The sequence below is a fragment of the Pseudomonas sp. 478 genome (assembly GCF_003254125.1).
In the GTDB taxonomy this organism is placed as follows: Bacteria; Pseudomonadota; Gammaproteobacteria; order Pseudomonadales; family Pseudomonadaceae; genus Aquipseudomonas.
Genome location: NZ_QKZG01000002.1, coordinates 133,401 through 146,976, shown reverse-complemented (window position 1 = coordinate 146,976; position 13,576 = coordinate 133,401). Strand labels below are relative to the sequence as shown.

Annotated in this window: 13 protein-coding genes and 2 pseudogenes; 9 read left to right on the top strand and 6 right to left on the bottom strand. The window is 58.6% G+C overall.

The genetic code is table 11. The annotated features are described in order from the left end of the window. Positions 1-159 precede the first annotated feature (159 nt). Positions 160-875 (bottom strand): annotated as a pseudogene (locus DFS28_RS31075) (chromate transporter). A gap of 186 nt (positions 876-1,061) precedes the next feature. Between DFS28_RS31075 and DFS28_RS04260 the strand changes: the two are divergent. From DFS28_RS04260 to DFS28_RS04250, 3 genes are read left to right on the top strand one after another with little or no spacing between them, the layout of a single operon-like run. Further along, complete coding sequence (locus DFS28_RS04260; RefSeq protein WP_111448701.1) at positions 1,062-2,033, top strand: tripartite tricarboxylate transporter substrate binding protein; 972 nt, start codon at positions 1,062-1,064, stop codon at positions 2,031-2,033. Then, on the top strand, positions 2,030-2,524 hold the full coding sequence (locus DFS28_RS04255) for a tripartite tricarboxylate transporter TctB family protein (protein WP_111448700.1): 495 nt from the start codon (positions 2,030-2,032) through the stop codon (positions 2,522-2,524). The genes DFS28_RS04260 and DFS28_RS04255 overlap by 4 nt, the downstream gene beginning before the upstream one ends. Positions 2,525-2,548: 24 nt before the next feature. After that, positions 2,549-4,057 carry a tripartite tricarboxylate transporter permease gene (locus DFS28_RS04250; protein ID WP_111448699.1) on the top strand — a complete coding sequence of 503 codons (1,509 nt, stop codon included), beginning with the start codon at positions 2,549-2,551 and terminating at the stop codon, positions 4,055-4,057. 524 nt (positions 4,058-4,581) lie between these two features. Here the strand turns inward: DFS28_RS04250 and DFS28_RS04245 are convergent. From DFS28_RS04245 to DFS28_RS04235, 3 genes are all read right to left on the bottom strand, one after another. Continuing rightward, positions 4,582-5,001 (bottom strand): organic hydroperoxide resistance protein, encoded by a 420-nt coding sequence (locus DFS28_RS04245; protein WP_111448698.1) that lies wholly within the window; start codon positions 4,999-5,001, stop codon positions 4,582-4,584. A gap of 206 nt (positions 5,002-5,207) precedes the next feature. Next, a complete protein-coding gene (gene msrA, locus DFS28_RS04240) occupies positions 5,208-5,714 on the bottom strand; it encodes a peptide-methionine (S)-S-oxide reductase MsrA (protein WP_111448697.1) in 507 nt (168 codons plus the stop codon). Positions 5,715-5,792: 78 nt separating this feature from the next. Beyond that, complete coding sequence (locus DFS28_RS04235; protein ID WP_111449112.1) at positions 5,793-6,194, bottom strand: GFA family protein; 402 nt, start codon at positions 6,192-6,194, stop codon at positions 5,793-5,795. A gap of 137 nt (positions 6,195-6,331) precedes the next feature. On the opposite strand from DFS28_RS04235, the gene DFS28_RS04230 reads away from it, so the two are divergent. After that, on the top strand, positions 6,332-6,892 hold the full coding sequence (locus DFS28_RS04230; protein ID WP_111448696.1) for a nucleotidyltransferase family protein: 561 nt from the start codon (positions 6,332-6,334) through the stop codon (positions 6,890-6,892). 111 nt (positions 6,893-7,003) lie between these two features. Here DFS28_RS04230 and DFS28_RS04225 read toward each other — a convergent pair whose 3' ends face one another. After that, positions 7,004-7,435: a nuclear transport factor 2 family protein gene (locus tag DFS28_RS04225; RefSeq protein WP_111448695.1), complete on the bottom strand. Its 432-nt coding sequence runs from the start codon at positions 7,433-7,435 to the stop codon at positions 7,004-7,006. 190 nt (positions 7,436-7,625) lie between these two features. Between DFS28_RS04225 and DFS28_RS04220 the strand changes: the two genes are divergently transcribed. From DFS28_RS04220 to DFS28_RS31065, 5 genes and pseudogenes are all read left to right on the top strand, one after another. After that, positions 7,626-8,258 carry a CDP-alcohol phosphatidyltransferase family protein gene (locus DFS28_RS04220; RefSeq protein WP_111448694.1) on the top strand — a complete coding sequence of 211 codons (633 nt, stop codon included), beginning with the start codon at positions 7,626-7,628 and terminating at the stop codon, positions 8,256-8,258. Beyond that, entirely contained in the window at positions 8,245-8,844 is a 600-nt protein-coding gene (locus DFS28_RS04215; protein ID WP_008156442.1) for a 1-acyl-sn-glycerol-3-phosphate acyltransferase, read from the top strand. The genes DFS28_RS04220 and DFS28_RS04215 overlap by 14 nt, the downstream gene beginning before the upstream one ends. Then, a complete protein-coding gene (locus DFS28_RS04210) occupies positions 8,841-9,788 on the top strand; it encodes a phosphatidate cytidylyltransferase (protein ID WP_111448693.1) in 948 nt (315 codons plus the stop codon). Before DFS28_RS04215 ends, DFS28_RS04210 begins: the two co-directional genes overlap by 4 nt. Before the next feature lie 165 nt (positions 9,789-9,953). Beyond that, a pseudogene (locus DFS28_RS31070) lies at positions 9,954-10,709 on the top strand (MCP four helix bundle domain-containing protein); the annotation flags it as partial. Beyond that, positions 10,704-11,567, top strand: a complete 864-nt coding sequence (locus tag DFS28_RS31065; protein ID WP_371922120.1) for a methyl-accepting chemotaxis protein — start codon at positions 10,704-10,706, stop codon at positions 11,565-11,567. The pseudogene DFS28_RS31070 and the gene DFS28_RS31065, both read left to right, overlap by 6 nt. A gap of 64 nt (positions 11,568-11,631) precedes the next feature. On the opposite strand, the gene ilvD is transcribed toward DFS28_RS31065, so the two are convergent. Beyond that, entirely contained in the window at positions 11,632-13,314 is a 1,683-nt protein-coding gene (gene ilvD / locus DFS28_RS04200) for a dihydroxy-acid dehydratase (RefSeq protein WP_111448691.1), read from the bottom strand. Positions 13,315-13,576 lie beyond the last annotated feature (262 nt).

Below are 13,576 nucleotides of genomic sequence, written 5' to 3'. Positions count from 1 at the left end.
AATCCCTGGAGGCACTTCGAGCTACTGGCTGTTCGGCCTGTTGGGTGAACCATTGCATGATCAGCGAACAGCCAGGATGTGCGGCGGCGGAAGGTTGCAGGTTCAAAGCGTAAATGCCGTAAAGGAATCGAGGATCAAGGCGACGTGCGTTGGCAAGACTTATAAAAGGGGCAACAGCGACCCCGCGACCCCGCAGCCCAGCCATGGTGGGCGTTTCCAGAACATCAATGCAACCAGGGCGACCAGTGCCAAACCGAAATCTTGCGGCTTGAAAATCGCACTGGTCCAGACAGGCTGATACAGCGCCGCCAACAGCAGGCCGACCACTGCTGCATTGACACCGGCCAGCGCGGCCTGTGTGCGCAAACTGCGGCGCAAGCGTTCCCCAAAAGGCAAGGTCCCCACGATCAACAGAAAGGACGGTGCGAAGATCGCCAGCAAGCAAATCATGCCGCCGATCCAGCCCGACGGGGCGAGGTTCATCGAGGCGCCGAGGAACGCGGCGAAGGTGAACAAGGGACCGGGTACGGCCTGCGCGGCGCTATATCCGGCAAGAAAGGTTTCGTTATTGACCCAGCCAGAGGGCACTACCTCGGCTTGCAGCAATGGCAAAACAACGTGCCCACCACCGAACACCAGTGAGCCGGACCCACCGCTATGCCGACCTGACTGCTGGCCGGCCCCGGTAGAAATTGGCAGAGCGCGACCAGATCCGCATAGCTGCGCTCGGTCAGCCAGCGCCGTCGTGTGACGAACTCATCACGGAAGTAACCCAGATGGGCAATGGGCCCGCCGAAAGAAGTCAGTCCGAGGCGCAGGAAGATCAGAAACACCGACCATGCGCTGCTGCGGTGATCGGCATGTGGGGCGGTCATGAGTCCACCTTCCTGGTTCGAGCGGGTCCGGTTCATAGGTGAGTGACGATAGCGAATTCGTTAAATGCTGTCTCCCTAACCATGGCCTACGCTTATCCGCAGGCCAATGTTCATTGAGCAGGGTTTTTTCGCCCTGATCGACGTTCACCCGGCACCTATAAAAACAATGCAATCGGGAGACAACTTATGTCCGCTTTGTTCCGTCGATTCAGCCGCTGCATCGCAACGGCCGTTACCGCTGCCGCACTCGCGACACCGGCCTTTGCGCTGGACACCGTCAAGTTCATGGCCCCGGGTTCTGTGGGTGGAGGTTATGACCAGACTGCCAGGGTTCTGGGCAAAGCCATGATCGAGGCCAACACGGCCAAATCTACCACCTTCGAGAACAAGGGCGGAGCAGGGGGGACGTTGGGGCTGGCGCAGTTCGCCAACAGCACCAAGGGCGATCCGAATGCGCTGCTGGTTGTCGGCGCGATCATGGTCACTGCCATTGAACAGAACACACCGCAAATCACCTTGAAGGACGTAACGCCGATTGCCCGGTTGTTCACCGAGTACAACGTGATTGCCGTGCGCAAGGAGTCTGAATTCAAAACCCTGGAGGACTTGCTGAAGGTCTTCAAGGACAAGCCGACCAGTATTTCCTGGGGCGGTGGCTCCAAGGGGTCGATCGATCACATCGGCATTGCCGAGTTGGCCGCGAAAATGGGTGTCCCGGTCAACAAGGTGAATTACGTGGCCTTCGCGGGCGGGGGTGAAGTCGTTGCTCAGGCATTGGGCGGGCAGATCAAGGTGATCACCGGTGGTTATGCCGAGCTGGGCCAATACATCAGGAACGGCCAGTTCCGTGTCCTCGCCATCGGCGCCCCTGAACGCATTGAAGGCATCGATGCACCGACCCTCAAAGAAAAAGGCTACGACGTGACCATCGGCAATTGGCGGGGTGTTTACGGTGCCGCGAACCTCACGCCCGAGCAGCGCAAAGAAGTCACCGACGCCGTCGTGGCCGCCACCAACAGCAAAGTCTGGAAAGACAATATCGACACCAACAAATGGTCACCCAACGTCCTGACCGGCGATGAGTTCGGCAAATTCGTCGACGAAGAGCATGTGCGGCTGCGGGCGATGCTGGTCGAGGTCGGACTGGTTTCGAAATGACCCAGCCTCGCGCAATCGTGCCGGTGCAACTGGCGATCGGCGCCGGAGTGATCGCCATCAGCGCCGTGTTGGCGGTGGGCGCATTCCGGTTTCCGCCCGAGATGGGCTTCGTGATCCTGGGAGCCCACGTCTATCCGTACGCCGTCGCGGTGTTCCTGGGCGTGGTCGGTCTGTTGCTGTGTTATCAGGCCGCCACCGGTGGTTTTCGCGAGTTGGCAGACCATGATGACGAAGCTGCCCAAGCGCTGCCCGGCGGCAAAGCCGGCGCAGCCTGGGTGACGGCGGGACTGGTGGGGGTGGCCGTGCTGATTAACCTCATCGGCTTCGTATTGGCCGCCGGGCTGCTGTTTGCCTGTTCGGCGCGGGGGTTTGGCAGTCGTCGCCCAGTGAAGGACCTCGCCATCGGCATTGCCTTGACCCTGCCGATTTACTGGCTGTTCAACGCCGGGCTAGGGGTTTCCCTGCCGCCCCTTGTCAACGCCTGGATCTGACCCGGGCCGAAGGAGGTAAACAAGGTGGAAATTCTCGCAAACCTGGCCATTGGTTTTTCCGCTGCGCTGACACCGATCAATTTGATGTGGGGCTTTATCGGCTGTCTGCTCGGCACCGCCATTGGTGTCTTGCCGGGTATCGGACCGGCGCTGACGGTGGCGCTGCTGTTGCCGATCACCGCCAAGGTCGATCCCACGGGCGCCTTGATCATGTTCGCCGGTATCTATTACGGCGCGCAGTTTGGCGGCTCGACCACCTCCATCCTGCTCAATACGCCCGGTGAATCGTCCTCCATGGTCACGGCCCTGGAAGGCAACCTCATGGCGCGCAACGGCCGGGCAGGACCGGCCCTGGCCACCGCCGCGATAGGCTCATTTGTTGCCGGCACCATTGCGACGGTGTTGCTGACGTTGTTTGCTCCGATTGTTGCCACGCTGGCGCTCAAGTTTGGTCCTGCGGAGTATTTCGCGATTCTGGTGCTGTCCTTCACGACGGTGTCTGCGGTACTCGGCGCTTCGATGCTGCGCGGTTTTGCCTCGCTAGGGGTTGGGCTGACCATCGGCTTGATCGGCCTGGACTCGACCTCGGGCATTGCCCGCTACACCTTGGCGGTGCCGGAGTTGGTGGATGGCATCGAAGTCGTGCTCGTGGCGGTCGGTTTGTTTGCAGTGGGTGAGGCGTTGTACAGCCTGCTTTATCAGAAAGAAGAAACGTCCGGCCGGCACCGTTTGACCTCGTTGTGGATGACGCGCGCTGACTGGAAACGCTCGGTCCCCGCCTGGCTACGGGGCACGTTGATCGGCTTTCCATTTGGGTCGATTCCGGCAGGGGGCGCGGAAATTCCGACGTTCCTGTCCTATTCGGCGGAACGCAAACTGAGCAAGTACCCGAAAGAGTTTGCGGGCAGCAAGGGCGAGGGGGCGATCGAGGGGGTTGCCGGTCCCGAGGCAGCCAACAACGCGAGTGCGACGGGTTCTTTGGTGCCACTGCTGACGCTCGGCATTCCGACGTCCGCCACCGCGGCGATTCTGTTGGCCGCGTTCCAGAACTACAACCTGCAGCCGGGGCCGATGCTGTTCCAGACGTCGGGAGAATTGGTCTGGACCCTGGTGGCCTCGCTGTATGTCGGCAACGTGATCCTGTTGGTGTTGAATCTCCCGTTGGTGGGCCTGTGGGTCAAGCTCCTGCAGATTCCCCGTCCGTACCTGAACGCCGGCATTCTGGTGTTTGCCACCATCGGCGTGTATGGCATGCGGCACTCTTCCTTCGACCTGTTGCTGATGTTGGCGATTGGGTGGGGCGGGGTCTTGATGCGTCGTTTCGATTTTCCCGTCGCCCCCGTGATCGTCGGCATGTTGCTGGGGCCGATGGCTGAAAAGCAGCTGCGCAATGCGTTGTCCATCAGCGAGGGAGACTGGCTGGTGTTTGTGACGCAACCGATATCAGCCGCGTTCCTCGCGCTGACGCTGCTGGTGCTGGTGGTTCCGCACCTGCTTCACGCCCGCGGTATCAAGTTGCATGAGGACGATTGAGGGCAGTGGCCAGCGCCGATGGAGATAGTCACAGGTTGACGGACAGGCTCAGGGCGTGAGGGGGCGGTGCATCCAGATCAAAAGCTGCAGGCGAGCTAACGCTCGGCCTATTGAGTGGTGAAAAGCAAAAGCTGTACACCGATCTGCTTTATGTGGGAGCGGCGGTGCGACGATTCGACTTGCTCGCGAAGGCGGACTGGCATCCGCCATTGATGTCGATTGACACGGCCCCTTCGCGAGCAAGCCCGCTCCCACATTTGGATTTTTGCCGGGCGCATGGATTGGGGGGGCGCCGCCGATGATCTGCGGGAGCGGGCTCGAAGGATAGGCCGGCCGGTAGGCCGCCTCGCTTTTGTTTTTGATCTTCTTGCCCCGTCGGAAGGCCGTACGCCAGGGGCAAGAGCCCTTGGTTACTTGGGGCTCTTCCAAGTGACTCGCTGTAAGAAAGAAACCGCCAGCCGCCTTACCGCAGAAACGGATATGCCCCCGATCTTAAGTGAACAGCGCCGCACAGGGTCCTTTGATCAAACCAGATTAATCGTGACGTCGATGTTGCCACGGGTAGCCTTCGAGTACGGGCACCGCTGGTGGGCACCATCCACCACCGCTCGTGCGACTGCAGGATCCAGACCCGGGAGGCTGACATTGAGGCGCGCCTGGAGGAAAAAGGCGTCTTCGGTCCTGCCCAGGTCCACTTCGGCATCGACGGCGACGTCGCTCGGCAAGGTCACCTTCAACGCGACAGCCGCCTTACCCATTGCACCGATGAAACAGGCCGACCAACCTGCAGCCAGCAGCTGTTCGGGATTGGTGCCACTCCCTGACGAGCCAGGTGCGGAAAGCTTGATGTCCAAACGTCCATCGTCGCTTCGCGACTCGCCGTTACGGCCTCCGGTCGTGTGGGTCTTGCCGGTGTAAAGCACGGTATCGATTTCATTGATCATGAGGTGGCTCCTGCTGGGGTGTTGGGCTCATTAGCCTGGGTTCATCGGAGAACGCCAGGTGTTCGACGCCGCCCACTTTTCCACCTTCATGTAATGCGTATGTGTCCTGATCCGGCGATTATGTATCGTTCTGTAAGATCACCCGCGAACATACAGAGCGATACAAATCACCTTGCCTCCTGACCCTTCGCCGATGCGCCGCACCATCACCCTCGTTTAGGCAGCTTCCAGTCTGGCCGAATGAAATGGCAGGTGTAACCGTTGGGATAGTGTTCGAGGTAGTCCTGATGTTCCGGTTCTGCTTCCCAGAACGGGCCAGCGGGCACGATTTCAGTGACGACCTTGTCAGGCCACAAGCCGGATGCATCAGCGTCGGCCACCGTGTCCTCGGCCACCTGCTTCTGTTCATCGTTGAGATAGAAGAGTGCCGAGCGGTAGCTCATACCCACATCGTTGCCCTGACGATTCTTCGTCGTCGGGTCGTGGATCTGAAAGAAAAACTCGAGGATCTGGCGATAGCTGATCTGGTCCGGATCGAACACGATTTCGATCGCTTCCGCGTGGGTGCCATGGTTGCGGTAAGTCGCGTTGGGTACATCGCCGCCCGAGTAGCCTACCCGCGTGGAGAGCACGCCAGGGTAGCGTCTCAGCAAATCCTGCATGCCCCAGAAGCAACCGCCGGCCAGGATCGCAGTTTCAGTTCGCGTCGTCATATACGGTCCCTCCCATCAGTGAATTTAGCGTCCGGTATCAATGTACCTCATGTGCTTTCGCTTCTTGGCCGAAAGCGCTCACTCCATCCGCGGCCACCGATCCTCGATTGCGTACCACGGCGCTTTCGATGCAACACACACGTGTTTCTGTTTTTCACTCAGGAACGGTGTGTCCAGCGTGCCTATCGCCACGGACATCCAATCCGAATACTCGCCTTTGGAATCAGACCAGAACAGCGAAGAGCTGCAATCGCCGCAGAACTGTCGGACGACACGTTCAGATGAGTGATAGGTTTTCAGCGTCTCGACACCCGCAATGATTGTAATAGACGTCCTGGGTGCGCTTGCATACGTCGCGAACGCTGCCCCGTGGCCCTTGCGACATTGGCTGCAATGGCAATGGGTAACCGCTTTCAGCTCGGCGGCCACCCGATATTTCACTGCGCCGCACAGGCAACTTCCTTGGTGAAGTGCATCCATGTTCATCGTTTCTCAAGTCTCGGTCGCGCCACTGTAGCGGTCTGCCGAGTGGAGTGAAACCCAGGTGTCCGGTCTTTCGTCAGGCGGTTTTAATGTATCGTCAGCCCCCAGGAGTTGAGGCAACCCATGGAGAGAACATGACGTTAACCGCTGAAACGTTGATTGAGATCGCGATGGCCAATCCGGCAAACGCCGAGATTGCCCGGCGCTTGCCTTCTATTGGCCTGGACCAATGCATGTTGACGGCGGGCTGTCTTTTTCAGGCGGTCTGGAATCATCAAGCCGGGCTTCCCGCCGCTTGGGGCATCAAGGATTACGACGTTTTCTACTTTGATGAAGACGTGTCGTGGGAGGCCGAGAATGAAGTCATCGTTGCCGCCCGGAAGCTCTTTTACGACCTGGACGTGAACATCGAAATCAAGAACCAGGCACGGGTTCACCTTTGGTACGGTCAGCGATTTGGCAGGGCTTATCCCAAGCTTCAGTCGGCAAAGGATGGCATTGATCGGTATCTGATTGCGGGGACGTGTATCGGTCTGGATGTGGTGACCGGCGAAGTGTACGCGCCTTACGGTTTGAGCGATGTCGAAGAAGGGCTTTTGCGGATCAATCCGGTGAATCATCAGCCCGATCTGTTCGATCAGAAGGCCCGGAGTTATCAGGCTCGTTGGCCTTTTCTACGAGTGGTCGCAGTTTGAATCGACAGACATTTCCGCCGCGCACTCGCGGATCAACGGTCGTCTTGTAGTGAAGGAGAAGGCAGGGGACATCGTAGCCGGGCTAACCGATGTCCCCTCGTTACACAAAAATCAGAACTTGAACGCTTGTCGGCCGACCAGCAACCAGTGGCCTTTCTGTTTTTGCCAGATCTGGAAGTTCTCGATTTCGGTCGGAACCACTTCGGTGCCTTTGAGTGCTTGAGCCGAGAAGTGATGGCGGACCAACGCTACGTCACCCGAGATGGTGATGGTCTGGTTCTGCATCTCCAGGGTTTTGAACGCGCTTTTGCCGGTTTCGATATCGTCGATGAATGCTTTCTTGTCCTGGATCTTTCCGCTGGAGTGCCCGTAGGTCAGGTTCTCGGCGGTCAGTGCTTTCAGTTCGGCAATGTTCTTGTGCAGCATGGCTTGCGTCAGATGATCGACGGCTTGCGCAACATCCTTGTCCGCGGAAGCGGGGGCGGCGGCTACGTAGCCGCTGAAGAGGCACAAGAATCCAATCAGCAGTTTCACTTTTTTCATCGGTGTTTCCTTGTTGTTGTGGGTTGTAGGAGCGAGAGTGAAAAATATCACTTATCGGTCATCGTACAACCTAGCATGCAGCCGAGAAAAAAACGAACTTGCGTTGAGGGCTCATATTCCTGGGTAGTCAGCGCGACTCGCCATTACAATGCAACACGTAGTAACTCATCACTTATAGGGATATTGGCCAGTGGATGACAACAGAAGGCCCATCAAGACGCGCTCTGCGGGCTGGGCAAAACACATCACCGACATTTTGGTGAAAAGAGACATTTCCCCCAATCAGATATCCGTCGCCAGCATCGCCTTCGCGCTTGCCGGCGTCGTGGCGCTCAATATTGATAGCGGTGTCATTGGATCGATCTGCTGCGCGATCGGCATTCAGTTGCGCCTGCTGTGCAACCTTTTCGATGGGATGGTGGCGATAGAGGGCGGCAAGAAGTCCGACATCGGCAGCCTCTACAACGAATTCCCCGACCGGATCGCCGACAGTTTGTTGATCGTAGGGTTGGGGTATGCCATTGGCCAATCCGACCTCGGATGGTTTGCTGCCCTGGCGGCGGCACTGACTGCTTATGTCAGGGTGTTCGGCGGCTCGATTGGCCTCAAGCAGACCTTCATCGGCCCTATGGCCAAGCAGCATCGAATGGCCGTGATGACCGCAGGACTGCTGCTGAATGCCATCGAAGCAAAGTTTTATGGCACTCACTACGTACTGTTGATCGCGCTGGTTGTCATCGCCCTTGGTTCAGTCGCCACGTGCGTCACGCGAACGCTGGCGATCGCCAAGCAGTTGAAGGGGGCCGACCATGTGGATCAGTAATGCGCTGATTTCTGTTCTTCGACTGCTGATTGGCGTCACGGCCAGATGGGAGAGCCCGCCGGATCTGACGCGTCAGCGAATCTATTTCGCCAACCACACCAGTCACATGGACACCTTGGCCATCATTGCGGCCCTGCCGCCTGAGGCGAGGTTGAATGTGAAGCCGATCGCCGCTGCCGATTACTGGGGGAAGAACCGATTTCTCTCGTACATCTCCCAGAAAGGCCTGAATGCTGTGCTGATCGACCGTAAACCGGCGCCCGGTAAAAACGCGCTGGAGCCCATTTTCGATGTGGTGCAGGCGGGTCATTCGATTATCTTCTTTCCGGAAGGCACGCGCTCATCCGAGGCACTGCCCGGGGAATTCAAATCAGGTCTTTACCGGCTGGCCGAGACCTTCCCCGATGTCGACCTGGTGCCGATCTACCTGGAAAACCTTCATCGCTCCATGCCCAAAGGCAAACACGTCCCTCTGCCGATCATCTGCACGATCCGTATCGGCAATCCGATGGAAAGGATTGCTGGCGAGGATAAACAGGTGTTTCTGGAACGCGCGCGTAACGCCATTGTGGGGTTGTCGAAATGAGTCTTGAAGCAAAGTTTTTGTGGTTCTTTTTCGGATTGGCCTGCTTGCTGGCGATTGCTTCGCTGGCCGGTCGATTGCTGGCCCGGCGGGCCAAAACGGAAGGCGCTGTCTCGACCATCGAAAACCTCAATCAGCGCGTGAATGCCTGGTGGGGGATGGTCATCATCTTCTTCGTGTCCTACCTGCTGGGCGGCAATGCAACGGTCGTCCTGTTCGGATTCATCTCACTGTTCGCGCTCAGGGAGTTCATCACCCTGACTCCGACCAGGCGGGGTGACCATAACGCCCTGTTTTCGGCGTTTTTCATCCTGATTCCACTGCAATACATTCTGATCGGTACGCACTGGTATTCGATGTTTACGCTGCTGATTCCGGTGTATTCATTCCTGCTGCTACCGGCGATTGCGGTGCTGAGCCAGGACACTGACGGCTTCCTGGAAAGGACGGCAAAGATTCAGTGGGGCGTGATGATCTGCATTTATTGCATCAGCCATGCGCCCGCGCTGTTGCTGTTGGATCTGGAAGGGTTCGCGGGTCAAAACGCGTTGCTGCTGTTCTATCTGGTGTTCGTCGTTCAGTTGAGTGATGTGTTGCAGTACGTGTTCGGCAAACTCTTGGGCAAGCACAAAGTTGCGCCGTTGGTGAGTCCGTCAAAAACGGTCGAAGGTCTGGTCGGTGGCGGCCTGTCCGCAACGCTGATTGGCGGCTGCATGTTCTGGATGACCCCCTTCAGCTTCTGGCAGTCACTGCTGATGTCGTTCGTCATCGTGGTGATGGGTTTCCTCGGTGGTCTGGTCATGTCGGCGATCAAACGCAGTCTGAGCGCCAAGGACTGGGGCACCATGATCAAAGGTCACGGCGGCATGCTCGACCGGATGGACTCGATTTGCTTCGCCGCGCCGATCTTCTTTCACCTGACGCGCTACTTCTTCTCCGCTGCCTGATTCAGGCGTCCTCAAAACCGAAAAAACATACCGCATGTCGTAAAGACATGCGCGTATGGACTTTCGCTTCATTAACCACTCGTGCCGGTCGATAACCTCTTTAGCAAACCAATCCGCAGTTGGCTTCAACGCAACTGACAAACGTGCCGAGAGAGGAACCACAGAGTGTCCATAAAATTACGTTTGATTCTGCTGATTGGCACCGGGCTGGCTACCGCGTTGATCATGAGCCTGGTCAGTTACCTGGGAAATACCCAGATGGCTGCTGCGGTGAATGACAACGAGGTCAGTATGACCGTGCTGCGCAATCACCTCGAAGCCGACATGATGCACGACGCGTTACGCGCCGACGTGCTGTCCGCGATGTTGGTCGGGTTGGGCAAAAGCACCAGCAGCAAAGCCGAGGTGCGCAGTTCCATCGAGGAACATGCGGCGCATTTTCGTGAAATGCTTGGTGAAAACCTTAAGCAGCCGGTCAACGACACCATCAAAGGGGCCCTGAACAAGATCAAGCCCAGCCTTGATACCTACATCAGCGCAGCCGAAGGCATTGTTGGGGTGGCGCTGGAAAATCCGCAGGCCGCGCAGCAACAACTGGGCAGTTTCAGTAGCGTATTCAGCCAGCTGGAAAGTCAATTGGCCGCCCTCAGCGAACTGATTGAGACCAACACCCAACAGACCCGTGCCGACACTCAGAACGTCATCAGCAATGCCAATTTCACCCTCGGCGGTGTCCTGATCGCCAGTCTGTTATTGCTGCTGGCCCAGGGGCGCTCAGTGATGCTGAGCATCATGGGGCCGTTGCAGACCGCCAGCCGCATTGCTGACAGCATCGCCCATGGCAACCTGAGCGAACCGATTGTCGAACCCACCCACAACGACGAAGCCAGCGCCCTGATTCGCAGCCTCGCGACCATGCAGCGCGACCTGCGCGGCATGATCGAAGCCGTGCGCAGCAACGCCCACGGCGTGAGCGGCATGAGCGAACAATTGAGCAGCGGCTGCCACGAAGTCGCCGGCAGCAGTCAGCAACAAAGCGTAGCGGCCAGCACCATGGCGGCTGCCGCCAGCGAAATGACCGCGAGCATTGAGGAAATCACCCGGCATGCCGAGCGCGCACTGAACATGGCCAATCAGGCCGAGGCACTGGCCAAGGATGGCGGTCGCGTGATCCATCAGGTGGTCAACGACATGGACGGCATTGCGCGTTCGGCGCAGCAATCGGCCCAAGTGATCCGCACGCTGGACAAGGAGTCCGAAGGGATTTTCAGCATCATTCAGGTGATCAAGGGCATCGCCGATCAAACCAACCTGCTGGCGCTCAACGCCGCGATCGAAGCCGCTCGTGCCGGTGAGCAGGGCCGTGGATTTGCCGTGGTAGCAGACGAAGTGCGCAGCCTGGCGGGACGCACCAGCGCCTCTACCCAGGAAATTGCCACGATGGTCTCACGCATCCAGCAAAGCACCCGCGAGGCGGTGACCAGCATGGAGGCGGGCGTGGCGCAGGTCGACAAAGGCATGGCTGTGACCGCCGACGTCGAGCGCGCCATCCGCGAAATTCTCGACGCCACGCTGAACACCACGCAACTGGTCAATGACATCACCCGCACCATCGGTGAGCAGAGCCTGGCCAGTAACGAAATCGCCCATCAGGTCGAAATGATTGCCGGCATGTCCGAAGGCAACAGCAAGGTCATCGGCCGGACCGCCTCGACCACCGATGAGCTGTCCACCCTGGCAGGCAAACTCTCGCAGTCGGTGGATCGGTTCAGGCTTTAAGGCTTGCGTACCGATCAGTTGGTTTCGGTGATTTTGAAGGCCTCTTCAGTCCTGACAACGTCGATTACAGATACTTGTCCGTCACCGCGCCTTCCGAGGCGCTGGACACGGTCTTCGCGTACTTGGCCAACACACCGCGTTTGTACTTGGAATCCGGGCGCACCCAACGGGTTTTGCGCTCGGCCAGTTCGGCGTCGGAGACATCGACCGTAATCTGCCGAGTTTCGGCGTCGATGGTGATCTTGTCGCCGTCTTCAATCAGCGCTATCGGCCCGCCGTCAAAGGCTTCGGGCGTGATATGGCCCACCACAAACCCGTGTGAACCGCCGGAGAAGCGGCCGTCGGTGATGAGCGCAACGTCTTTGCCCAGCCCCTTGCCCATGACCGCCGACGTCGGCGAGAGCATTTCGCGCATGCCGGGCCCACCCTTGGGGCCTTCGTAGCGAATCACGATCACATCACCGGCCTTGACTTCGCCGTTGAGGATGCCGGCCAGTGCACCTTCCTCGCCGTGATACACGCGAGCCGAGCCTTCAAAGCGCAAACCTTCCTTGCCGGTGATCTTGGCCACTGCGCCGGTGGGCGAAAGGTTGCCGCGCAGCACCACTAAATGGGAGTCCTTTTTGATCGGTTGGTCGAAGGGCAGGATCACGTCCTGTCCCTCGGGATAGTCGGGCACGTTTTCCAGGTTTTCGGCCAGGGTCTTGCCGGTGACCGTCAGCGCATCGCCATGCAGCATGCCGGCGGCAAGCATGCGCTTCATCAGCGGTTGGATGCCGCCGATGGCCACCAGTTCGCTCATCATGTATCGGCCGCTGGGACGCAGATCGGCCACCACCGGGGACACTTTGCCCAACTCGACAAAATCATCCAGCGTCAGCTCGACATCCACCGCATGCGCCATGGCCAGAAGGTGCAGCACGGCATTGGTCGAGCCGGCGAGGGCGATCACCACCCGAATCGCATTTTCAAAGGCCTTGCGGGTCATGATGTCGCGCGGTTTGATGTCTTGCTTGAGCAGCTCCATGACTTGCTGACCGGCGCGGAAACTGTCCGACGCCTTGTCGCTGCCGACGGCGTCCTGAGAGCTGGAACCAGGCAGGCTCATGCCCAACGCTTCAATGGCGGAAGCCATGGTGTTGGCCGTGTACATGCCGCCGCAGGAGCCGGGGCCCGGAATCGCCACTTCCTCGATGTGCTTGACCTGAATCTCGCTGATATCCCCCCGCGCGTGCTGACCCACGGCCTCGAACACAGAGATGATATCGGTGTGGCCGGCGCCCGGCCGGATGGTGCCGCCATAGACGAAGATGGATGGGCGATTCAGCCGCGCCATACCGATCAGGCAGCCCGGCATGTTCTTGTCACAACCGCCCACGGTTACCAGGCCGTCAAAGCCTTCGCAGCCGGCCACGACTTCAATGGAATCGGCGATCACTTCACGCGACACCAGCGAATACTTCATGCCTTCGGTGCCGTTGGCGATGCCATCGGAAATGGTGATCGTGTTGAAAATGATGCCCTTGGCGCCAGCGGCATTCGCGCCTTTTTCGGCTTCAATCGCCAGCTTGTCGATGTGCATGTTGCAGGGCGTGACCATCGCCCAGGTGGAGGCGATACCGATCTGCGGTTTTTTGAAATCCTCGTCGGTGAAACCCACGGCACGCAGCATGGATCGTCCGGGCGCGCGTTCCACGCCGTCGACCACTTGGGAGGAATATTTGCGCAGATCAACTGTGTCGCTCATGACATCTCCTCACCGGCTCATCGAGAAAAGCACGATGAGTATAGTGGCCGAGGCGGACTATCAAGTCGGGAACAGACGCGCGGGTTTGCCGTGTCGTGATATTCTGCGCGCCAACTTGCTTTGACCTATTCAGTTTGTGCGTCCTTGAGACGCGCCAACAGAATCACTGTCGCTCAAGTAGCTGAAGCCAATAACGATAAAAAGTCAGTTCAGTAGGGACATATAAACTGAGGTCGATGGAGACACGTCGGCCTTGTGTGCC